Source organism: Mesorhizobium sp. M0751, assembly GCF_040320265.1.
GTDB lineage: Bacteria > Pseudomonadota > Alphaproteobacteria > Rhizobiales > Rhizobiaceae > Mesorhizobium.
This window is the reverse complement of the sequence record NZ_JAMYPH010000003.1, coordinates 448,204-468,052: the sequence shown is the minus strand read 5'-3', so window position 1 is coordinate 468,052 and position 19,849 is coordinate 448,204. Positions and strand designations below refer to the sequence as shown.

The following is a 19,849-nucleotide window of genomic DNA, read 5'->3' as shown; positions in this document are numbered from 1 at the left end:
GCTACAGGGTTGGCCTCGCCGCGCACCGAGTACAAAAATTCCGGAATCCAGAAGCACATCGCCACCGAATTCGCGCACCGTGAGCAGATCGCCTTCCGCTACCAGCTTGAACCCGTCCTTAAGAAGATCCGTCGAGGATAGCCCATCACCGGATCCGGCAAGGGATGCTTCGGCGGAAGCCGCAAGGCAAGCCGCCGCTAGAAAAGATTTGGATGTCCGGGCCAGTGCCATCGTCACCGATCGACCTCACCAAATACGATGTCGAGGGAGCCGAGAACGGCGGTGACGTCGGCCAGCATGTGGCCGCGGCACAAAAAGTCCATGGCTTGCAGATGCGCAAAGCCTGGCGCGCGCAACTTGCAGCGGTAGGGCTTGTTGGTGCCGTCGGAGACGAGATAGACGCCGAACTCGCCCTTTGGCGCCTCGACCGCGGCATAGACCTCGCCGGCCGGCACGCGGTAGCCTTCGGTGTAGAGCTTGAAGTGATGGATCAGCGCTTCCATCGAGCGCTTCATCGCCGCGCGCTTCGGCGGCACCACCTTGCCGTCGAGGTTGGACACCGGCCCGCTGCCCTCCTTGCCGAGCAGCAGGTCGACGCACTGGCGCATGATTTTCGCCGACTGCCGCATCTCTTCCATGCGCACCAGATAACGATCGAAACAGTCGCCGTTCTTGCCGATCGGAATGTCGAAGTCCAGCTCGGCATAGCATTCGTAGGGCTGCGATTTGCGCAGATCCCACGGCGCACCCGAGCCGCGCACCATGACGCCGGAAAAGCCCCAGGCCCAGGCGTCCGCCAGGGAGACGGTGGCAATGTCGACATTGCGCTGCTTGAAGATACGGTTGCCGGTCAAAAGCGCGTCGAGATCGTCGACCGACTTCAGGAACGGGTCGATCCAGTTGCCGATGTCCTCGATCAGCTTCTGCGGCAGGTCCTGATGGACGCCGCCCGGCCGGAAATAGGCCGCGTGCATGCGCGAGCCCGAGGCGCGCTCGTAAAACACCATCAGCTTTTCGCGCTCGACAAAGCCCCACAGCGGCGGCGTCAGCGCGCCGACATCCATCGCCTGCGTCGTCACATTGAGGATGTGCGACATGATGCGGCCGATCTCGGAGTAGAGAACTCGAATAAGCTGCCCGCGCTTCGGCACCTCGATGCCGAGCAGCCGCTCGGCGGCAAGCGCGAAGGCATGCTCCTGGTTCATCGGCGCGCAATAGTCGAGCCGGTCGAGATAGGGCACGGCCTGCAGATAAGTCTTGTGCTCAATTAGCTTTTCCGTGCCGCGATGCAACAGCCCGATATGCGGATCGACACGATCGACCACCTCGCCATCAAGCTCCAGCACGAGGCGCAAAACGCCGTGCGCGGCCGGATGCTGCGGGCCAAAGTTGATGTTAAAATTGCGGACGGAGTGCTCGGTCATGCTAGATTCCAAGCCTTTCCATGGCGGACGGCGTCAGTTCCATGAAGCGGACCGTCTGCGGCCCGGCCACATATTCTTTTGCTCTCTGCTCGCATTGCTCAACGGTCTCATTGGAAGGCTGGAGATCGGCCAGTTCTCCAGCATCGCGCAAGGCGTTCAAAATCTGGTCCAATTCAATCTGCATCGCCGGCTTGATACGAAATATCGTGGGGCAGTTCTTCACCGTGTCGTTCGCCACGACAGCTCGCGCCGCCGAATAGCAATCCACTCCAGCTACTTTGCAGTCGTTCGCAAAAGCATTCGGCGCAACACTGCAGCAAAACAGGCCTAGGAGTGCTATGCGGATCATCGCCACATATCCTCACTGTTTCGCCTTCTCATCGCCGGGCAGGACGTAATCCGTCCCTTCCCATGGCGAGAGAAAATCGAAATTGCGGAATTCCTGCTTGAGCTCGACCGGCTCGTAGATGACGCGCTTGGCTTCGTCGTCGTAGCGCACCTCGACGAAGCCGGTCAGCGGAAAGTCCTTGCGCAGCGGATGGCCTTCGAAACCGTAATCGGTCAGAATCCGGCGCAGATCGGGATGACCCGAAAACAGCACGCCATAGAGATCGTAGGTCTCGCGCTCGAACCAGTCGGCGCCGGGATAAATGCCGGTGATCGACGGCACCAGCGTCTCTTCGTCGGCCTGGACCTTGATGCGGATGCGGATATTCTGTCTCGGCGACAGCAAATGATAGACGACGTCGAAGCGCTTTGCCCGCGACGGGTAATCGGCGCCGCAGACGTCGATGATCGAGATGAACTGGCATTTCGGGTCGTCGCGCAGGAAGGTCACCACCTCGATCAGTTCGCGCGGCTCGACCGAGATAGTGAGTTCGCCATAGGCGAGCACCGCCTCGCCGATCCGGCCGGTCAGCTTCTCGCCGAGATAGGTCGAGAGGTCATTCAACGCCTGGGTCATGCCGCTCACCGCTCGATCGTGCCGGTGCGGCGGATCTTCTTCTGCAGCAGAAGGATGCCGTAGAGCAGCGCTTCGGCGCTCGGCGGGCAGCCGGGCACGTAGATATCGACCGGCACGATGCGGTCGCAGCCGCGCACCACCGAATAGGAATAATGATAATAGCCGCCGCCATTGGCGCAGGAGCCCATCGAAATGACGTAGCGCGGTTCGGGCATCTGGTCGTAGACCTTGCGCAGCGCCGGCGCCATCTTGTTGGTCAGCGTGCCGGCGACAATCATGATGTCGGACTGGCGCGGAGACGCGCGCGGCGCGACACCGAACCTCTCCGAGTCGTAGCGCGGCATCGAGGTATGGATCATCTCGACGGCGCAGCAGGCGAGACCGAAGGTCATGAACATCAGCGAGCCGCTGCGCGCCCACGTGATAAGCGCCTCGGTCGAGGTGACGAGAAAGCCCTTGTCGGCCAGTTCGTTGTTGATCTCCAGGAAGAATGGATCGTCCTCCCCCACCGGCCTGCCGGTGTTGGGGTCGATGAGACCCTTGGGCTTCGGCGCGACGAGCGTGCCGGAATTGTCGCTCAATCCCATTCCAGCGCTCCTTTTTTCCATTCATAGGCAAAGCCGATGGTCAGCACCGCCAAAAACACCATCATCGACCAGAAACCGAGCATGCCGATCTGGCTGAACGACACCGCCCAAGGGAACAGGAAGGCCACCTCCAGGTCGAAGATGATGAACAGGATCGACACCAGGTAGAAGCGGATGTCGAACTTCATGCGGGCGTCGTCGAACGAGTTGAAGCCGCACTCATAGGCGGAAAGCTTTTCCGGATCGGGGTTGCGGTAGGCCACCAGGAACGGTGCGGCGAGCAGCGCCAGGCCGACGACCAGCGCCACGCCGATGAACAGGACGATGGGCAGGTACGAACCTAAAAGTGCGTTCATGCTGCAGTTTCCGTTAGCGGCCAATCCACTCTGATTACAGCACCGGACCCACTTGCGGAAGCGTGACAGTTTAACCACTGAACCGTTTTAAGGAGGCTCTATGCTGCAACGCGGCGAGGGTTAGCGCAGCGCTTTCGGCGAAGCAAGTCAAACCTTGTTCAAATCGCGGTGCTGGGCGGCATATCCGGCAAAACTGGTCCGATCCGCTCCTGTTTGATTTCTTTCACTTTTCACTCCACTTTTCTCTCCTGACATGGATGCCGCCAAAACCCTGCTAGCATGGCACGGAATCGCAGATTCTCTGCTCTGTCCAGCATCATCAGGATACCGCGTTGATGAAGGAAAAAATCTCGCTTCGCATGGCTCGCCGCATCGCGCTGGCGGCACAGGGATTCAATGACCCCCGCCCCGCCGGTACGCCCGACCGCAGACATCTGGCCCGCGTGCTTGCCCGTACCGGCCTGCTGCAGATCGATTCCGTCAGCGCCGTAGTGCGCGCCCACTATATGCCGCTCTATTCGCGGCTTGGCCCCTACAAGCTGGCGCTGCTCGACGACGCCGCCGTAACGCGCAAGCGCATGGTCTTTGAATATTGGGCGCACGAAGCCTCGTTCCTGCCGGTCGAGACCTATCCGCTGATGCGCTGGCGCATGCAGCGGGCCGAGCGCGGCGACGAAATGTACAGCGGACTGGCCAAATGGGGTCGCGAGCACGCCGCCTATATCGAGGAGATCTATCGCGAGGTCTCCGAACGAGGCCCGATCGCGGCATCTGCTTTTGAAGGCCAGAAGGGCAATGGTGGCTGGTGGGGCTGGAGCCATGCCAAGCACGCCTTCGAATGGCTGTTCTGGGCCGGCCGCATCACCACAGCGCATCGCCGCGGCTTCGAGCGGTTCTACGATCTGCCGGAGCGCGTACTGCCGCCGGCGGTACTCGCTCTGCCGGTTCCCTGCCCCGAGGATGCGCACCGCGAATTGCTGCGTATCTCCGCCCGCGCCCACGGCGTCGCCACGGCAGGCGATCTGCGCGACTATTTCCGCCTCTCGCCCGCCGATATCAAGGGTCGCATCGAGGAACTGGTCGAGGCCGGCGAGCTGTTGCCGGTGAGCGTCGAAAGCTGGAGCAAAGCAGCCTATCTCCACAAGGACGCCCGTTTGCCGCGCAGGATCGAGGCGCGCGCCTTGCTCGCGCCGTTCGATCCTGTCGTCTTCGAGCGGTCGCGCACCGAGCGGTTGTTCGACTTCCACTACCGCATCGAGATCTACACGCCGGCAGAAAAGCGCCAGTATGGCTATTATGTGCTGCCGTTCCTGCTCGGCGACAGCATCGTCGGGCGCGTCGACCTCAGGGCAGACCGCCCGGCCGGCGTATTGCGCGTCCATGCCGCCTATGCCGAGCCCGGCGCCCCGCCACAAACCGCCGCCGAGCTTTTCGAAGAATTGAAGCAGATGCAGGCCTGGCTCGGGCTTGAGCGCATTGAGGTGACGGCTGCGGGCGACCTTGGCCAGCCGCTCGCAGATACCGCCGCGTCATAGACGTGCGTTGACACGACTGCCTCCACAAGCCTAAATCCATTCCAGACGGTCCCCTGCCCGCAACGGCAAGGGCCAAGAGGGAATGCGGTGCGAAATCTCGATTTCAAATCCGCGGCTGTCCCCGCAACTGTAAGCGACGAGCCTCGGCCGAAAACCACTGGGATATTCCCGGGAAGGCGGCACCCAGGCGATGACCCGCGAGCCAGGAGACCTGCCGTCTAGGACATAAGAATCCGATCGCCTGGCGGGTTTTCCGGGCAAGGAGCCTGATTTGGAACGCGACAGCAGTTTTCCGGCTGAGACAGCGGATTTATTGTCCGGCCATGGTGATTCCCCGGCCGGCGTTACCGTCATCGTCTGCTCGTCCTGCCGTGACGAGACCGGTTCGGACGCCCATCCCTGCGCCGGCGAACTGCTCGCCGAGGACACGCGCCGCGCCGCTTCCAGCGAAAACATTAAAATCCGCACCGTCGAATGCCTCGGCAATTGCAAGCGCCGGCTCAGCGCCGCGATTTTGCGCGACGGCTGCTGGAGCTACGTCTTCGGCGACCTGACTGCGACCAGCGGCGCCGATCTCGTGACCGGCGCAAAACTGTTCGCCACCTCGACGGATGGGCTCATTCCATGGCGCGGCCGTCCCGAATGCCTGAAGCGCGGCCTGGTTGCCCGCATCCCTCCCCTTGACCTTTTGAAGGACCTGACATGACCGCTGCCTTCCTTTCGCGCGTTCCCTGCACCGTCGTCACCGGCTTTCTCGGCGCCGGCAAGACGACGCTGATCCGCCATCTGCTCGAAAACGCGAAAGGCAAGCGGCTGGCCATCATCGTCAACGAGTTCGGCGACATCGGCATCGACGGCGAGATCCTGAAGGGCTGCGGCATCGACACCTGCCCCGACGAAAACATCGTCGAGCTGGCCAATGGCTGCATCTGCTGCACAGTCGCCGACGATTTCGTTCCGGCGCTCGACCAGATCCTGTCGCTGACGCCGAGGGTCGACCACATCCTGATCGAGACATCCGGCCTCGCTTTGCCCAAGCCGCTGGTCCAGGCCTTCCAGTGGCCGTCGGTGAAAAGCCGTGTCACGGTCGATGGCGTCATCGCCGTGGTCGACGGGCCGGCGCTGGCTGATGGCCGCGTCGCCAACGACATGGATGCCCTGCAGGCGCAGCGCGCGCAGGACGAGACGCTCGACCACGACGATCCGGTCGAGGAAGTATTCGAGGACCAGCTCGCCTGCGCCGACCTGATCATCCTGTCGAAGAGCGACCTGTTGGACGCCGCCGGCTCGGCCCGTGCCAATGCCGTCATCGGCAAGCATGTTGCGCGGGCGGTGAAGATCGTGCCGACTTCGCAAGGCAAGGTCGACCCGTCGGTGCTGCTCGGCCTCGGCCTCGCCGTCGAGGACGACATCGAGAACCGCAAGACCCACCACGACGACGAGCTCGACCACGAACATGACGACTTCGATAGTTTTGTCATCGACATTGCGTCTGTGTCCAACCCGGACGAACTGGCACAACGCGTCGCCACGGCGGCGGAGGAGGAAAACGTGTTGCGCGTCAAGGGTTTCGTCGAAGTCGGCGGCAAGCCGATGCGGCTCCTGCTGCAGGCCGTCGGTCCGCGCGTCAACCACTATTACGACCGCGCCTGGACCGCTGAAGACGATCGCCGCTCGCGCCTTGTCGTCATCGGCCTGAAGGGGCTGAACCGCCCGGCGATCGAGCGTATCCTCGCCGGCTGATCCCAGGTACGAGCCGCCATGCACATCCTCACCACCACATCCGCCTCGCTCGACGATCTCGCCGAGCCTGTCGATCTCAGGCAAACGCCTGCGGATGTCGTGGCGCTGTCGTTCACCGACAGCGACCTGGCCGGGCTGGCGGCGGCGTGGAAGGCGGATGCGGCCCGCCTGCCATCGATGCGGCTCGCCGCCTTGCGCGACCTGCGCCATCCGATGTCCGTCGATCTCTGGATCGACAGCGTCGCCCGCCACGCCAAGGTCATTCTGGTCCGCATCCTCGGCGGCTATGACTGGTGGCGCTATGGCTGCGATCAGCTCGCCTCGACTGCCCGGGCACGCGGCATAAAACTGGCGCTGCTGCCCGGCGAGAGCCACGACGCGGACTTGCGACTGATCGAAGGCTCAACGCTGCCGCGTGAGGAGTTGGATGGCTTGCTTGGCTATTTCCGCGAGGGCGGGCCGGCGAATATGACGGCGCTGGTGCAGAGGCTGGCGAGTCTCGCCGGATCGGGTGCGGCGGTAGCCGGACCTGTCAGCGTGCCAAAGGCGGGATTTTACGAGCCGGGACGCGGTGTTATAGAAAGAATGGACTTATCAAGCGTCGGCATTCCTTCGCGCCCCCCTCTGTCCTGCCGGACATCTCCCCCACAAGGGGGGAGATTGGCCGTCACTGGCCGTATCGCGACTTCTGCAACGTCAGACGTTGGCGAAGCTACCGATGATCAGGCGATCTCCCCCCATGTGGGGGAGATGTCCGGCAGGACAGAGGGGGGCGCGAAGGAACACGGCCTAAACCGCTTAGGCAACGCCCCCGTCATCCCCATTCTGTTCTACCGCTCGATGCTGCTCGCCGGTGATGTCGCGCCGATCGACGCGCTTTTCGAAGCCCTGCGCCAACGCGGCATCAACCCCGTCCCCATCTTCGTTTCCAGCCTGAAGGACCCAACGTCCCTCGCCTTCGTCGAAACCGCGCTTGCAACCCTGAAGCCTGCCGCCATCATCACCGCCACAGCTTTCGCCTCGGGTGCCGAGCCTGGCGTCGAAACCCTGTTCGACCGCGCCGGCGTGCCGGTGTTCCAGGTCATCGTCGCGACCACCCGCCGCGACATCTGGCAAAACAATCAGCGCGGGCTGGCGCCCGCCGACCTTGCCATGCATGTCGTCCTGCCCGAGCTCGACGGCCGCATTTTGGCCGGCGCCATTTCCTTCAAGGGCGAAAGCGAAACCGACCCGGCGCTGGCCTTCCGCGCCTTCGCCAACCGGCCTGAGCCCGACCGCGTGGCGCAAGTGACGAACCGTGTCGAGGCCTTCGTGCGCCTGCAGCGGACGCCCCGCGCGGAACGCAAGCTCGCCATCCTGATCCCCGACTATCCCAGCGCCCCCGGTCGCACCGGCTACGCCGTCGGCCTCGACGTGCCGTCCAGCGTGCTGGCGATGCTGCACGACCTGAGCGAACAGGGCTACGCCATTGAAGGGATTCCGCAAACGCCGCGCGAGTTGCTGGAGGTGCTGGGGCGTGGAGGTGAAGGGTTGGGGTTTGAGGACTATCTCGAGTACTCGGCGGAATTGCCTGCTGAAGCGACAGCTGCCGTGACGGCCGCATGGGGGAATGCGGCAGATGAGACGGCTTCGCGCGAGGCACCCCCCTCTGAGGGGGGTGTTCAAGCGCCTGCCGCCGCAAAATTCGCTTTCCGCGCAGCCACCTTCGGCAACGTCACCGTGGCACTCGCGCCTGACCGCGGGCGCTCAGTTGACCGCCGCGCCGACTATCACGACCCGACGCTGCCGCCGCGCCATGCACTGATCGCCTTTGGCCTCTGGCTGCGCAAGTCGCTCGGCATCCATGCAATTGTCCATGTCGGCGCCCACGGCACGCTGGAATGGCTGCCCGGCAAGACCGTCGCGCTCAGCGAAAACTGCTTTCCCGAAATCGTCACCGGCGCCCTGCCCGTCATCTATCCGTTCATCGTCTCCAACCCCGGCGAGGCAGCGCAGGCCAAGCGGCGCATTGCCGCCGTCACGCTTGGCCATCTGCCGCCACCGCTGACCGGCGCCGGGCTGGACGAAAACCAGCATAGGCTTGAACGACTGGTCGACGAATATGCCCAGGCCGACGGGCTCGACCGCCGCCGCCGCGACCGCCTGGCGAGGCTGATCGTCGAGACGGCGGAAAAGACCGGCCTCGCCTCGGAAGCCGGGGTTGCCCAAACCGACGCTCCCGACGAAGCGCTGCGCCGCATCGACGCCTGGCTCTGCGATCTCAAGGATTTCGCCATCAAGGACGGCCTGCATGTTTACGGCCGCTCACCTGAGGGCGAAACCGATCCTTTGCGCGAGCAGAGTGCGGCAGCCGAGAAAGTAGCACTCATCGCGGCTCTCGACGGCCGCCATGTCGCTGCCGGTCCGGCCGGTGCACCAGCGCGTGGCCGGCGCGATGTGCTGCCGACCGGCCGCAATCTGTTCACCGCAGACCCGCGCACCATGCCGACGCCGACATCCTTCGATCTCGGCAGGGCGGCTGCCGACGAGGTCTTGCGCAGCTACATGCAATCGCATGGCGACTGGCCGCGCTCGCTGGTTATCGACCTCTGGGGCTCGGCCTCGCTGCGCACCGGCGGCGAAGAGATCGCGCAAGGCCTGGCGCTGATGGGCTGCCGGCCGCAATGGGATTGCGCCACCGGCCGCATCACCGGCATCGAGGTGCTGCCGCCGGCAACGCTCGGCCGCCCGCGCGTCGACGTCACCTGGCGCATATCCGGCCTGTTCCGCGACATGTTCCCAACCCAGATCGCGCTGATCGATGCCGCCGCCAACGCCGTCGCGACCCGCGACGAGGACGATTCGGAAAACCCGCTGGCGGCGAGAACCCGTGCAGACGGGAAGATCAGCCCCCGCATATACGGCACCTCGCCCGGCACTTACGGCGCCGGTGTCGAGGATTTGTTATCGGGCGGCACCTGGGCCGTGCGCGAAGAGATCGGTCGCGCCTACCTCGATGCCACCTCGCACGCCTATGGCGGCGCCGAGGGCGAAGGCGTTTCGGCGCCCGGCGCTTTTGAGGGCCGCATCGCTGAGGCCGACCTTCTGGTTCATACCGGCGACGACCCCGGCCGCGACATCCTCGAAGGCTCGGCCGACGTCGCCTTCATCGGCGGCTTTTCGGCAGCACTTGCCGCGCTCGGCAAAAACGCTGACGTGATCGTGCTCGACACTACGGACCCGCAAAAGCCGAAGCCGCGCTCGGTTGGTGAGGCCGTATCCCGGGTCGTGCGGGCGCGCACGGTTAACCCGCGCTTCATCGCCGGCCAGATGCGGCACGGGCCGCGCGGCGCTTCGGAATTCGCCGAGACGGTTGATCGGCTTGTCGGCTTCGCCGAGACCACCCATGCCATATCAGGCACGCTGATCGAGGCCGTGCACGACGCCTATCTCGGCGACCCCGTTGTTCGCGCCTTCATCCTGCGCGAGAACCCGGCGGCGGCGAATGTGATTGCCGAGCGGTTTCTCTCGGCTCGGCGGCGCGGTCTCTGGCATCCGCTGCGCAATTCGATCGATGACGATCTCGCCGCACTAATTGCCGAAGCCCAAGCTCTGGGAGTGGCGGCATGAACGCTTTCTCCCGACGCGGCGCCTGCCCTGCCTTGTCCGCGCCGATGCAGACCGGCGACGGGCTGCTGGTGCGGCTCAATCCGGTCGCTGGAGGACTGTTGCCGAAATCCTTGATCGGACTCTGCGAATCCGCCTTGCGCCATGGCAACGGCATCATGGAAGTGACCGCCCGCGGCAGCCTGCAGATCCGAGGCCTGACGCCGGCAAGCGCGCGGCTGCTGGCGATGGAGGTCGATGCGCTGGGCATCGCGGTGCGCACCGGCGTGCCGGTCGAGACCGGCCCGCTGGCCGGGCTCGACCCGGAGGAAATCGCCGACCCGCGCCCGCTTGCCGAGCGGATTCGGGCGGCAATTGAGGACGCGGGTGTTACACAACGCCTTGGCCCGAAGGTCTCCGTGATCGTCGACAGCGGCGGGCAGCTGACAATGGATGCAGTTACGGCCGATGTCAGGCTGGTCGCGATGCGGACCGGGGCGCGAACGCAGTGGCAGGTGGCTGTCGCCGGCGACGGTCAGACTGCGATGCCGCTCGTTATGGCCGAGGAGGATGCGGCTTGTGATATTGCCGTCGCTATTCTCAGGATGGTTGCTGAAAAGGGCCGCGATGCGCATGCGCGGGATTTGACGGAGAGACAGCTGAGATCTCTGGCAAGCTGGCGTTCCTTCGCACCCCCCTCTGTCCTGCCGGACATCTCCCCCTCTAGGGGGGAGATTGGCAATTCCACGGCCGGCTCTCCCTCTGCAACTTTGGGGATTGGCGAAACCAGCAACGAGAGCGCAATCTCCCCCCTTGAGGGGGAGATGTCCGGCAGGACAGAGGGGGGGGCGAAGGAACGCCAACCTATCGGAGTTTTCGACTTGGCCGCAGCCGCAATCGCCCTCGGCATCGGCCTGCCGTTCGGCAGCATACCAGCGCAAGAACTTATCGATCTCACCCAATACGCCCTCACCCTCGGCGCCACCGAAATCCGCCTGGCGCCAGGTCGCGCGCTGCTTTTGCTTGGCCTCTCCCCAGCCGCATGTCTTTCACTCCAGAAAACCGCCGCAACCGTCGGCTTTGTCACCGACGCAGCTGATCCGCGCACGAAAATCGCCGCCTGCCCCGGCGCACCCGCCTGTGCCTCCGGGCGCATAGCCACCCGCGACATCGCCGAGACCATCGCCGTGGAAAACCGCGACATCCTCGATTCCTCGCTGACGCTGCACATCTCCGGCTGCGCCAAGGGTTGCGCCCATCCTGGTCCGGCGGTGTTGACCCTGGTCGGTGGCGAAAACGGAGCCGGACTTGTCGTAGACGGGACGGCAAAGGCATTGCCCGCCGGATACAGGCCGGGCTACGAAGCCGCGCACGGCATCGGCCGCATTGCAGCGGCGATCCGCAGCGCACGACATCCCGGCGAAACTGCTGCTGCTTGCCTGGTAAGGCTCGGCGCGGCCGGCATCACCGAAATCTACCGACAGGAATGAGCATGCCCGCCCAGAACGCCTACGACTACGTCCGTGACGGCACGGCGATCTACGAGCGCTCCTTCGCCATTATCCGCGCCGAGGCCGACCTGTCGCGCTTTTCCGAAGCCGAGGCCGATGTCGCTATCCGCATGATCCATGCCTGCGGTCAGGTCGAGGCTGCGCAGCACTTCGTTTTCTCGAGCGATTTCGTCGCCGCTGCGCGCACGGCGCTGGGCGCCGGCGCGCCGATCTTCTGCGACGCGCAGATGGTCTCGCACGGCGTCACGCGCGCCCGGCTTCCGGCCGGCAACGAGGTGATCTGTACGCTGCGCGATCCGCGGACCGCCGACATCGCGAAAAAGATCGGCAACACCCGCTCGGCCGCAGCGATCGACCTGTGGGGCGAGCGCGTGGCCGGTTCGGTCGTCGCCATCGGCAATGCGCCGACAGCCCTTTTCTATCTGCTGGAAAAGCTGCGCGCCGGCGCGCCAAAGCCGGCGGCGATCATCGGCATGCCGGTCGGGTTTGTCGGCGCCGCCGAATCGAAGGATGCGCTGGCCGAAAATTCCTATGGCGTGCCTTACGCCATCGTGCGCGGCCGGCTGGGCGGCAGCGCCATGACCGCCGCCGCCCTCAATGCGTTGGCGAGGCCAGGCCTATGAATGCGATCGCAAAAGGTCGGCTGGTCGGCGTCGGCACCGGTCCCGGCGACCCGGAACTTTTGACCCTGAAGGCGGTGCGCGCGCTGGCCGAGGCCGATGTCGTTGCGCATTTCGCCAAGCGCGGCAACAACAGCAATGCGCGCGCCATTGTCGGCGCGCATTTTCGCCCTGATCTGATCGAACTGCCGCTGCTCTACCCGGTGACGACCGAGATCGACAAGGACGACAGCGATTACCGGTCGCAGATAACGGATTTCTACGAGCAGTCGGCCGAAAAGGTCGCCGAGCACCTCAGCGCCGGCAGGATGGTCGCGGTGCTTTCGGAAGGCGATCCGCTTTTCTACGGCTCCTACATGCATCTTCATGTCCGGCTGGCGCACCGCTTTCCGACCGAAGTCATTCCCGGCGTCACCGCCATGTCCGGCTGCTGGTCGGCGACCGGCCTGCCTATCGTCCAGGGCGACGATGTGCTGACGGTGCTACCGGGCACCATGAGCGAATTCGAGCTGACGCGCCGCCTTGCCGACACCGATGCCGCGGTGATCATGAAAGTCGGCCGCAACCTGCCCAAGATCAGGCGCGCGCTGGAGGCAACCGACAAGCTGGCGCGGGCAATCTATGTCGAGCGCGGCACCATGCCGGGCGGTGTCTCGATGCGGCTTGCCGACAAAAAGGACGACCAGGCGCCCTATTTCGCCATCGTGCTGGTGGCCGGCTGGTCGGGCCGGCCAAATGCATTGAGAGCCGAAGCATGAGCGGCCGCCTGACCGTCATCGGCCTGGGGCCAGGCAACGCCGACCAGGTGACGCCGGAAGCCAGCCGCGCCGTCGCCGAGGCGAAATTCTTCTACGGCTACAAGCCTTATCTTGACCGGCTCGACCTGCGCGCGGACCAGACCCGCATCGCCTCCGACAATCGCGAGGAACTCGCCCGCTCCAGGGACGCGCTGCTGAAGGCCGCGGAAGGCCACGATGTCGCCGTCGTATCGGGCGGCGATCCCGGCGTCTTCGCCATGGCGGCGGCCGTCTGCGAGGCGATCGAGGCGGGGCCGGTCGAATGGCGCGCGGTCGACATCGCCATCGTGCCCGGTATCACCGCCATGCTCGCCGTTGCAGCCCGCATCGGTGCGCCGCTCGGCCATGATTTCTGCGCCATCTCGCTGTCCGACAATCTGAAGCCGTGGGACCTGATCGAGCTGCGCCTTCTGGCGGCAGCCGGCGCCGGCTTCGTCATCGCGCTCTACAATCCGATCAGCAAGGCACGCCCCTGGCAGCTTGGCCGCGCCTTCGAATGCCTGTCGGCGATCCTGCCCGGCACCACGCCGGTGATCTTTGGCCGCGCCGCCGGCCGTCCCGACGAGCGCATCGAGGTTTTTCTACTGGCCGACGCCGATGCCGCGAAGGCCGACATGGCGACCTGCATCATCATCGGCTCGGCGGAAACCAGGATCGTCAAGCGGGGTGACAAGGCCGCGCTGGTCTACACGCCGCGTTCGGCATCGGGCCAAAGAACATGACTGACCAGAAAATGATCGACCATAGCGGCAAGAGATTCGATCGTTTCGGTCGACGCGACGTCCGGCAGCGCCGGCCTGCGGATCATCACAACCTCGATTCCCAGCGCTCGCGCCGCCGCGATCTTGCCGTAGGTCGCCTCGCCGCCGCTGTTTTTGGAAACAACGACTTCGATGCCACGGCTTTCGAGCAGCGCGCGCTCATCGGCCTCATGAAACGGCCCCCGCGCCAAGAGATACGTCGCGTCGGGCACAGCGAGCCTTGGCTCGACCGGGTCGACACTGCGGATGAGATAATGATGCTGGGGAGCTGCCTCGAAGGCAGGAACCTCCTGCCGTCCGAGCGCCAGGAACACGCGGCGCGGCACCGATCCCAGAGCCGTCACCGCGCTGGCAACCCTATCGACCAACATCCAGCGGTCACCTTCGGCTGGGTCCCAGCCCGGACGCCTGAGCGCAACGATAGGCACGCCGGTCATGCGCGCTGCTTCCGCCGCATTGGCGGAGATTCGCGCCGCGTAGGGGTGTGTGGCGTCGATCAGCAGGTCGATCTTGTTCTGGCGGAGATACGCCGCCAGCCCGCCGGCACCGCCGAAGCCGCCGACCCGCACCGGCACCCCTTGCGCGACCGGGCTTTCGGTGCTGCCGGCCAGCGACAGCATGACCGAAATATCCGCGCGCGCGGCCAGCTTTCCGGCCAGTTGCCGGGCTTCGGTGGTTCCGCCGAGGATCAGAATGCGGTAGGTCATCATGCCTGCTGAAGCTCCGCGCGGCGCCAAGCTCACCTCAAAGTGGCTCACGATCATCGGCATCGGCGAGGACGGTGTAGCTGGTCTCGGCGACGAGGCCAAGCGGTTGATCGCGGAGGCCGAATTCGTCTTCGGCGGCAAGCGCCACCTTGCCCTCGTCGCGTCGCTCGCCAAAGGTGAAGCGTGCGCCTGGCCGACGCCCTTCGATGCCGAGCTGCGCGACGTGCTGGCGCTCTCCGGCAGACGCGTCTGCGTGCTGGCCTCCGGCGATCCCTTCCACCACGGTGTCGGCGTCACCCTCGCCCGCAAGGTCGCGGCGGAGGATATGCGGGTGATCCCCGCGCCCTCGGCCTTCTCGCTGGCCGCCTCACGCCTTGGCTGGGCGCTGCAGGACGTCGAGACCATTTCGCTGCATGGTCGCTCGCTCGACCTGATCCGGCCGTTGCTGCATCCTTGCACCCGCATTCTCGCGCTGACCTCGGACAGCGATGCACCGGGAGCGATTGCCGGTCTGCTGACAGAGCTTGGCTTCGGCGCCTCGCAGCTGACCGTTCTGGAGGCGCTCGGCGGCCCGAACGAAAGGCTGCGCTCGGCGAGCGCCGGCACCTTCGACCTCGCAAAGATCAATCCGCTCAACGTGCTCGCGATCGAAGTTGATTCGACTCCGCAAGCACGCATCCTGCCGCTGACAGCGGGACTTGCCGATCATTTGTTCGAACATGACGGCCAGATCACCAAGCGCGAAGTGCGCGCCGTCACCCTGTCCGCTCTCGCGCCAAGGCGCGGCGAACTGTTGTGGGACATCGGCGCCGGCTCGGGCTCCATTGGCATCGAATGGATGCTGGCCCATCCTTCCATGCGCGCCATCGCCGTTGAGGCCGATCCGGCCCGCACCGCCCGCATCCGATGCAACGCCGTGGCCTGCGGCGTTCCCAGTCTCGCCGTCGTCGAAGGTTCGGCACCGCAAGCTCTTGCCGGGCTGGAAACGCCGGCGGCGATCTTTATCGGCGGCGGCGGCAGCGATGCCGGCGTGCTGGAAGGAGCCCTCGATGCCTTGCCTGCCGGCGGCCGCCTCGTTGCCAACGCAGTAACGCTGGAGATGGAGGCGCGGCTTCTCGCCCAGCACACCAAGCTCGGCGGCGAACTCACCCGCATCGCTATATCCCGTGCTTCGCCGGTCGGTTCGATGCAGGCCTGGCGGCCAGCTATGCCGGTTACCCAATGGAGCTGGGTGAAGCCATGATGGTTGCGGGCATCGGCAGCCGCAAAGGCGTCAGCGCACGCGATGTGCTTGCCGCGGTAGAAACCGCACTGGAGGCGCACGGGCTTGCCCTGCCCGCGCTTTCAGCCCTCGCAACCGCGTCTCTCAAGCAAGATGAAGCGGCAATCTTCGCCGCCGGACGCGAACTCCGCCTTCCGGTAATCGTTGTCGAGCAGGACGAACTCAAAGCCGCATCTACGACCAGCCGTTCCGACCTATCGCAGGAGCATGCCGGCACGCCGTCGGTTTCCGAAGCCTCGGCGCTTGCCGCCGCCGGCAAAGGCGCAAAACTGCTCGGGCCGCGCACGGTGCTCGGTGCTGTCACCTGCGCCATCGCCATCAGCGGAGATGCGGTATGACCGTCCATTTCATCGGCGCCGGTCCGGGTGCCGCCGACCTGATCACCTTGCGCGGCAGCCGCCTGCTCGGCAGTTGTCCCGTCTGCCTCTATGCGGGATCGATCGTTGCGCCGGAGCTGTTGCAGCACTGCGCGCCCGGAACGCAGTTGATCGACACCGCACCGATGTCGCTCGACGAGATCGAGGCCGAATATCTGGCGGCCCACGCGGCCGGCCATGACGTCGCCCGCCTGCATTCCGGCGATCTTTCGGTCTGGAGCGCCGTTGCCGAACAGATCCGCCGGTTGGAAAAGCACGGCATCCCTTACACGCTGACGCCGGGCGTGCCGTCTTTTGCCGCCGCGGCGGCAGCGCTGCGCCGCGAGCTGACCATTCCAGAAGTCGCGCAAAGCCTGGTGCTGACACGCATCTCCGGCCGCGCCTCGAAAATGCCTCCCGGCGAAACCCTGGCCGGCTTCGGCCGCACCGGCGCCACGCTCGCCATCCACCTTGCCATCCACGCCATCGGCCGCGTCGTCGCCGAGCTGACGCCGCATTACGGCGCCGACTGCCCGGTCGCGGTCGTCTTCCGTGCTTCCTGGCCGGACGAACGCGTGCTGACCGGCACGCTGGCGACAATTGAAGCGCAACTGGCCGCCGATCCGATGGAACGCACGGCAATCATCTTCGTCGGCCGCTCGCTGGCAGCGGAGGGCTTTGGCGAAAGTTCACTGTACGACGCGCACTACCAGCGGCGCTTTCGCGGACGGAACGGATTGTGAGCGGCAGCACCGGAAACACCACGGTCGAGCAGGCGCTCACCCGGCTGAACTTCAAGCCGCGCCAGCTGGAGCCCGGTCATGTCTGGCTGGCCGGCGCCGGTCCCGGCGATCCCGGCTGCCTGACGCTGGAAGTGCTGGCCGCCCTCGGACAGTGCGACGCGCTGGTTTATGACGCGCTGGTCTCGCCGGAAGTCGTCGCCGTGGCCAACGGCGCGGAACTGTTCTATGCCGGCAAGCGCGGTGGCAAGCCCTCGATGAAGCAGGACGACATCACCGCTCTGCTGGTCCGGCTGGCGCGCGCGGGCCGGCGTGTCGTCCGACTGAAGGGCGGCGACCCTTATATTTTCGGGCGTGGCGGCGAAGAGGCGCTGGCGTTGACCAGGGAAAACATCCCGTTCCGCACCCTGCCCGGCTTGACGTCCGGCCTCAGCGCGCTGGCCGCGACCGGCATTCCCGGCACCATGCGCGGCATCAACAAGGCGCTGATCCTGGCGACCGGCCATGCCGCCGGCACCGATGATGATCTCGACTGGGCGGCAATCGCCCGTACAGGCCAGCCGGTGGTCATCTATATGGGCATGGCCAATCTGCCGCTGATATCAGCCTCGCTGCTTGAGGGCGGGCTGGCGCCTTCGACGCCCGCCGCGGTAATCGTCGCTGCGACGACACCGCAGGAACGGATCGTCGTCGCCATGCTCGCCACCATTGCGGAAGAGGCAGCGGCCGCCGGTCTGACCTCGCCGGCGCTGATCGTCGTCGGCGGCATCGTCGGGATGCGCGCGGCACTGGCGGGTGAGCCATGACCCGCGCCATCATCATCGGCGCGCCGCGCTCGGGCTCGGGCAAGACCAGCGTCACCATCGGCATTTTGCGCGCGCTTGCCCGGCGCGGCCTGAAAGTGCGCGGCGCCAAATCCGGCCCGGATTATATCGATCCCGGCTTCCACACCGCAGCCACGGGCCTGTCCGGCGTCAATCTCGACAGCTGGGCAATGCCGCCCGCCCTGCTCAACGCACTGGCCGGCGAAGCGACCGAAGATGCCGATTTTATCTTCCTCGAAAGCGCCATGGGCCTGTTCGACGGGATTCCCGCTGCTCCAGAACGGTCCGGCTCGGCTGCCGACCTTGCCCGGCTCTACGGGCTGCCGGTGCTGCTGGTGCTCGATGTCTCCGGCCAGTCGACCACGGCAGCGGCCGTCGCCAAGGGATTTGCCACCTATGACCCGGATGTACGCATGGCCGGCGTCGTGCTCAACCGGCTGGGCAGCGAGCGCCACCGCCGGCTATGCGGCGATGCCATCGAGGCACTCGGCCTGCCTGTCGTCGGCGCCATCCTGCGCGATCCCTCGCTCAACCTGCCCGAGCGCCATCTCGGCCTCGTCCAGGCCGGCGAATATGAGAATCTGATGGCGCATCTCGACCGGCTGGCCGACATGGTCGAGCGCTCGCTCGACCTCGACGCGATTATGGCGCTGGCGGCGCCATTTACGCCGGCGCCCGGCAATTTCGGCGACGCGCTGCCGCCCCCCGGCCAGCGCATTGCACTCGCCGAGGACGCCGCCTTCACCTTCCTCTATCCGCATGTCGCCATGCATTGGCGCAAGGTCGGCGCCGAGATCGTTCCGTTCTCGCCGCTCGCCGATGAGGCGCCTGGCGACAATTGCGATGTCTGCTGGCTGCCCGGCGGCTATCCCGAGCTGCACGCCGGCCGCCTCGCGGCCGCGGCGAATTTCAGGGCCGGCATGGTGCGGTTCGCCGCTACGCGGCCGGTCCATGGTGAGTGCGGCGGCTTCATGGTGCTCGGCGAGGCGATCGAGGACGCATCGGGCGAGACGCATCGGATGCTCGGCCTGCTCGGCCATTCGACCAGCTTCGCCAAGCGCAAGATGAACCTCGGCTACCGCGAGGCGCGGCTGCGGTCCGGGTGTCCGCTCGGCGGCCAAGGCACGCTGATCCGCGGCCATGAATTCCACTACGCGCAGATGGTTGCGACCGGCAATGACGAGCCGCTGGCCGACCTTGCCGACGGACAAGGCAATCCGCTCGGCGCCTCCGGCTACCGGCGCGGCACTGTCAGCGGCACGTTCTTTCATGCCATTGCGAGGGGCGCATGAACATCTCGCGACGGCAGCTGCTCGAAGACGTCGCGCTTTGCCTCGTCTTCTTCACCCGGCTGCCGCTGCCGAGAGCCGAGTTTCGTGGCCGCAGCCTTGCCGCTGCGATCTGGGCTGCACCCGTTGCCGGTCTCGCCGTCGCTCTGGCCGGTGCGCTGGTCTACGCCGTCGGGACGAGGCTCGGCCTTGCCGAGGGTCCTGCTGCAGCGTTGACCCTTGCCGCGATCTTGCTTGCCACTGGCTGCCTGCATGAAGATGGGCTTTCGGATGTCGCCGACGGCTTTGGCGGCGGCAAGACGCGCGACAGGAAATTGGAGATCATGCGCGACAGCCGCATCGGCGCCTACGGCGCTTGCGCGCTCGGCATCTCGCTGCTGATCCGCTGGAGCGTGCTCTCTGGATTCGCCGGCCCGGCTCATGTCCTTTGGGCCCTTATTGCCGCGCATGCGGCGTCGCGCGGCCTGCTCGGCGCCTTCATGCACCTGCTGCCGCCGACCCGTAGCGACGGCCTCTCGGTTGATGCAGGCACAGTCACGGCCGAAACCGCTATAGCCGGTGCTGTGCTCGGTGCGGCCGCGCTGCTGGCGCTTGGGTTCAGCGCTGCCATCTTGGCGCTCGTCCTGCTTGCGTTTCTGTTTGCCGCCTTCCGGGCGCTGTGCCTGAACCAGGTCGGCGGCCAGACCGGCGACACCGTCGGTGCCCTGCAGCAGCTGGGCGAGATCACAATCCTGCTCGTCGCTTCCGTTTCCCTTTCCTGACTCTGTT

At 65.6% G+C, this 19,849-nt stretch carries 20 protein-coding genes and 1 riboswitch; of the genes, 14 read left to right on the top strand and 6 right to left on the bottom strand.

Going from position 1 to position 19,849, the window contains the following annotated elements; genetic code table 11:
- Window positions 1-233: 233 nt before the first annotated feature.
- From NKI19_RS07575 to NKI19_RS07555, 5 genes are read right to left on the bottom strand one after another with little or no spacing between them, the layout of a single operon-like run.
- Entirely contained in the window at window positions 234-1,424 is a 1,191-nt protein-coding gene (locus NKI19_RS07575; RefSeq protein WP_352490247.1) for an NADH-quinone oxidoreductase subunit D, read from the bottom strand.
- Window position 1,425: 1 nt separating this feature from the next.
- A complete protein-coding gene (locus NKI19_RS07570; protein WP_352490248.1) occupies window positions 1,426-1,773 on the bottom strand; it encodes a hypothetical protein in 348 nt (115 codons plus the stop codon).
- Between the two features lie 12 nt (window positions 1,774-1,785).
- On the bottom strand, window positions 1,786-2,388 hold the full coding sequence (locus NKI19_RS07565) for an NADH-quinone oxidoreductase subunit C (protein WP_352490249.1): 603 nt from the start codon (window positions 2,386-2,388) through the stop codon (window positions 1,786-1,788).
- 5 nt (window positions 2,389-2,393) lie between these two features.
- Window positions 2,394-2,975: a NuoB/complex I 20 kDa subunit family protein gene (locus NKI19_RS07560; RefSeq protein ID WP_292664697.1), complete on the bottom strand. Its 582-nt coding sequence runs from the start codon at window positions 2,973-2,975 to the stop codon at window positions 2,394-2,396.
- A complete protein-coding gene (locus NKI19_RS07555; RefSeq protein WP_023720750.1) occupies window positions 2,966-3,331 on the bottom strand; it encodes an NADH-quinone oxidoreductase subunit A in 366 nt (121 codons plus the stop codon). The genes NKI19_RS07560 and NKI19_RS07555 overlap by 10 nt, the downstream gene beginning before the upstream one ends.
- Window positions 3,332-3,666: 335 nt before the next feature.
- Between NKI19_RS07555 and NKI19_RS07550 the strand changes: the two genes are divergently transcribed.
- The 8 genes from NKI19_RS07550 (at window position 3,667) to NKI19_RS07515 (ending at window position 13,844) form a co-directional block, all read left to right on the top strand.
- Window positions 3,667-4,866 (top strand): winged helix-turn-helix domain-containing protein, encoded by a 1,200-nt coding sequence (locus tag NKI19_RS07550; RefSeq protein WP_352564518.1) that lies wholly within the window; start codon window positions 3,667-3,669, stop codon window positions 4,864-4,866.
- Between the two features lie 29 nt (window positions 4,867-4,895).
- Window positions 4,896-5,099: riboswitch (cobalamin riboswitch) on the top strand.
- 38 nt (window positions 5,100-5,137) lie between these two features.
- Window positions 5,138-5,572, top strand: coding sequence for a DUF1636 family protein (locus tag NKI19_RS07545; RefSeq protein ID WP_352490251.1), 435 nt, complete (start codon window positions 5,138-5,140; stop codon window positions 5,570-5,572).
- The gene (cobW, locus tag NKI19_RS07540; RefSeq protein ID WP_352490252.1) at window positions 5,569-6,609 is read left to right on the top strand and encodes a cobalamin biosynthesis protein CobW; all 1,041 of its coding nucleotides are present in this window, start codon (window positions 5,569-5,571) and stop codon (window positions 6,607-6,609) included. Before NKI19_RS07545 ends, cobW begins: the two co-directional genes overlap by 4 nt.
- Window positions 6,610-6,627: 18 nt before the next feature.
- Complete coding sequence (gene cobN / locus NKI19_RS07535) at window positions 6,628-10,218, top strand: cobaltochelatase subunit CobN (protein ID WP_352564517.1); 3,591 nt, start codon at window positions 6,628-6,630, stop codon at window positions 10,216-10,218.
- A complete protein-coding gene (cobG, locus tag NKI19_RS07530) occupies window positions 10,215-11,684 on the top strand; it encodes a precorrin-3B synthase (RefSeq protein WP_352564515.1) in 1,470 nt (489 codons plus the stop codon). Before cobN ends, cobG begins: the two co-directional genes overlap by 4 nt.
- Entirely contained in the window at window positions 11,681-12,328 is a 648-nt protein-coding gene (locus NKI19_RS07525) for a precorrin-8X methylmutase (protein WP_352490255.1), read from the top strand. Before cobG ends, NKI19_RS07525 begins: the two co-directional genes overlap by 4 nt.
- Window positions 12,325-13,083, top strand: a complete 759-nt coding sequence (locus tag NKI19_RS07520) for a precorrin-2 C(20)-methyltransferase (RefSeq protein ID WP_352490256.1) — start codon at window positions 12,325-12,327, stop codon at window positions 13,081-13,083. Before NKI19_RS07525 ends, NKI19_RS07520 begins: the two co-directional genes overlap by 4 nt.
- The gene (locus NKI19_RS07515) at window positions 13,080-13,844 is read left to right on the top strand and encodes a precorrin-3B C(17)-methyltransferase (RefSeq protein WP_352490257.1); all 765 of its coding nucleotides are present in this window, start codon (window positions 13,080-13,082) and stop codon (window positions 13,842-13,844) included. The genes NKI19_RS07520 and NKI19_RS07515 overlap by 4 nt, the downstream gene beginning before the upstream one ends.
- Here the strand turns inward: NKI19_RS07515 and NKI19_RS07510 are convergent.
- A complete protein-coding gene (locus NKI19_RS07510; RefSeq protein WP_352490258.1) occupies window positions 13,808-14,590 on the bottom strand; it encodes a cobalt-precorrin-6A reductase in 783 nt (260 codons plus the stop codon). The two genes, NKI19_RS07515 and NKI19_RS07510, sit on opposite strands and share 37 nt — an antisense overlap.
- A 1-nt stretch (window position 14,591) precedes the next feature.
- Between NKI19_RS07510 and cbiE the strand changes: the two genes are divergently transcribed.
- From cbiE to NKI19_RS07480, 6 genes are read left to right on the top strand one after another with little or no spacing between them, the layout of a single operon-like run.
- Complete coding sequence (gene cbiE / locus NKI19_RS07505) at window positions 14,592-15,833, top strand: precorrin-6y C5,15-methyltransferase (decarboxylating) subunit CbiE (RefSeq protein ID WP_352490259.1); 1,242 nt, start codon at window positions 14,592-14,594, stop codon at window positions 15,831-15,833.
- A complete protein-coding gene (locus tag NKI19_RS07500) occupies window positions 15,830-16,210 on the top strand; it encodes a cobalamin biosynthesis protein (protein ID WP_352490360.1) in 381 nt (126 codons plus the stop codon). Before cbiE ends, NKI19_RS07500 begins: the two co-directional genes overlap by 4 nt.
- Window positions 16,207-16,971, top strand: a complete 765-nt coding sequence (gene cobM, locus NKI19_RS07495) for a precorrin-4 C(11)-methyltransferase (protein ID WP_352490260.1) — start codon at window positions 16,207-16,209, stop codon at window positions 16,969-16,971. The genes NKI19_RS07500 and cobM overlap by 4 nt, the downstream gene beginning before the upstream one ends.
- A complete protein-coding gene (gene cobA / locus NKI19_RS07490) occupies window positions 16,968-17,774 on the top strand; it encodes a uroporphyrinogen-III C-methyltransferase (protein WP_352490261.1) in 807 nt (268 codons plus the stop codon). The genes cobM and cobA overlap by 4 nt, the downstream gene beginning before the upstream one ends.
- Window positions 17,771-19,084 (top strand): cobyrinic acid a,c-diamide synthase CobB, encoded by a 1,314-nt coding sequence (locus tag NKI19_RS07485; RefSeq protein WP_352490262.1) that lies wholly within the window; start codon window positions 17,771-17,773, stop codon window positions 19,082-19,084. Before cobA ends, NKI19_RS07485 begins: the two co-directional genes overlap by 4 nt.
- Window positions 19,081-19,842 carry an adenosylcobinamide-GDP ribazoletransferase gene (locus NKI19_RS07480; protein ID WP_352490263.1) on the top strand — a complete coding sequence of 254 codons (762 nt, stop codon included), beginning with the start codon at window positions 19,081-19,083 and terminating at the stop codon, window positions 19,840-19,842. Before NKI19_RS07485 ends, NKI19_RS07480 begins: the two co-directional genes overlap by 4 nt.
- Window positions 19,843-19,849: the final 7 nt, after the last annotated feature.

Bases quoted from the DNA above. Each gene is read 5' to 3' on its own strand.
- NKI19_RS07520 (WP_352490256.1), top strand. From the start codon at position 12,325: ATGAATGCGATCGCAAAAGGTCGGCTGGTCGGCGTCGGCACCGGTCCC.
- cobW (WP_352490252.1), top strand. From the start codon at position 5,569: ATGACCGCTGCCTTCCTTTCGCGCGTTCCCTGCACCGTCGTCACCGGC.
- NKI19_RS07500 (WP_352490360.1), top strand. From the start codon at position 15,830: ATGATGGTTGCGGGCATCGGCAGCCGCAAAGGCGTCAGCGCACGCGAT.
- cbiE (WP_352490259.1), top strand. From the start codon at position 14,592: ATGCCTGCTGAAGCTCCGCGCGGCGCCAAGCTCACCTCAAAGTGGCTC.
- NKI19_RS07510 (WP_352490258.1), bottom strand. From the start codon at position 14,590: ATGACCTACCGCATTCTGATCCTCGGCGGAACCACCGAAGCCCGGCAA.
- cobG (WP_352564515.1), top strand. From the start codon at position 10,215: ATGAACGCTTTCTCCCGACGCGGCGCCTGCCCTGCCTTGTCCGCGCCG.
- NKI19_RS07515 (WP_352490257.1), top strand. From the start codon at position 13,080: ATGAGCGGCCGCCTGACCGTCATCGGCCTGGGGCCAGGCAACGCCGAC.
- NKI19_RS07575 (WP_352490247.1), bottom strand. From the start codon at position 1,424: ATGACCGAGCACTCCGTCCGCAATTTTAACATCAACTTTGGCCCGCAG.
- NKI19_RS07560 (WP_292664697.1), bottom strand. From the start codon at position 2,975: ATGGGATTGAGCGACAATTCCGGCACGCTCGTCGCGCCGAAGCCCAAG.
- cobM (WP_352490260.1), top strand. From the start codon at position 16,207: ATGACCGTCCATTTCATCGGCGCCGGTCCGGGTGCCGCCGACCTGATC.
- NKI19_RS07480 (WP_352490263.1), top strand. From the start codon at position 19,081: ATGAACATCTCGCGACGGCAGCTGCTCGAAGACGTCGCGCTTTGCCTC.
- cobN (WP_352564517.1), top strand. From the start codon at position 6,628: ATGCACATCCTCACCACCACATCCGCCTCGCTCGACGATCTCGCCGAG.
- NKI19_RS07555 (WP_023720750.1), bottom strand. From the start codon at position 3,331: ATGAACGCACTTTTAGGTTCGTACCTGCCCATCGTCCTGTTCATCGGC.
- NKI19_RS07565 (WP_352490249.1), bottom strand. From the start codon at position 2,388: ATGACCCAGGCGTTGAATGACCTCTCGACCTATCTCGGCGAGAAGCTG.
- NKI19_RS07525 (WP_352490255.1), top strand. From the start codon at position 11,681: ATGAGCATGCCCGCCCAGAACGCCTACGACTACGTCCGTGACGGCACG.
- NKI19_RS07485 (WP_352490262.1), top strand. From the start codon at position 17,771: ATGACCCGCGCCATCATCATCGGCGCGCCGCGCTCGGGCTCGGGCAAG.
- NKI19_RS07550 (WP_352564518.1), top strand. From the start codon at position 3,667: ATGAAGGAAAAAATCTCGCTTCGCATGGCTCGCCGCATCGCGCTGGCG.
- NKI19_RS07570 (WP_352490248.1), bottom strand. From the start codon at position 1,773: ATGATCCGCATAGCACTCCTAGGCCTGTTTTGCTGCAGTGTTGCGCCG.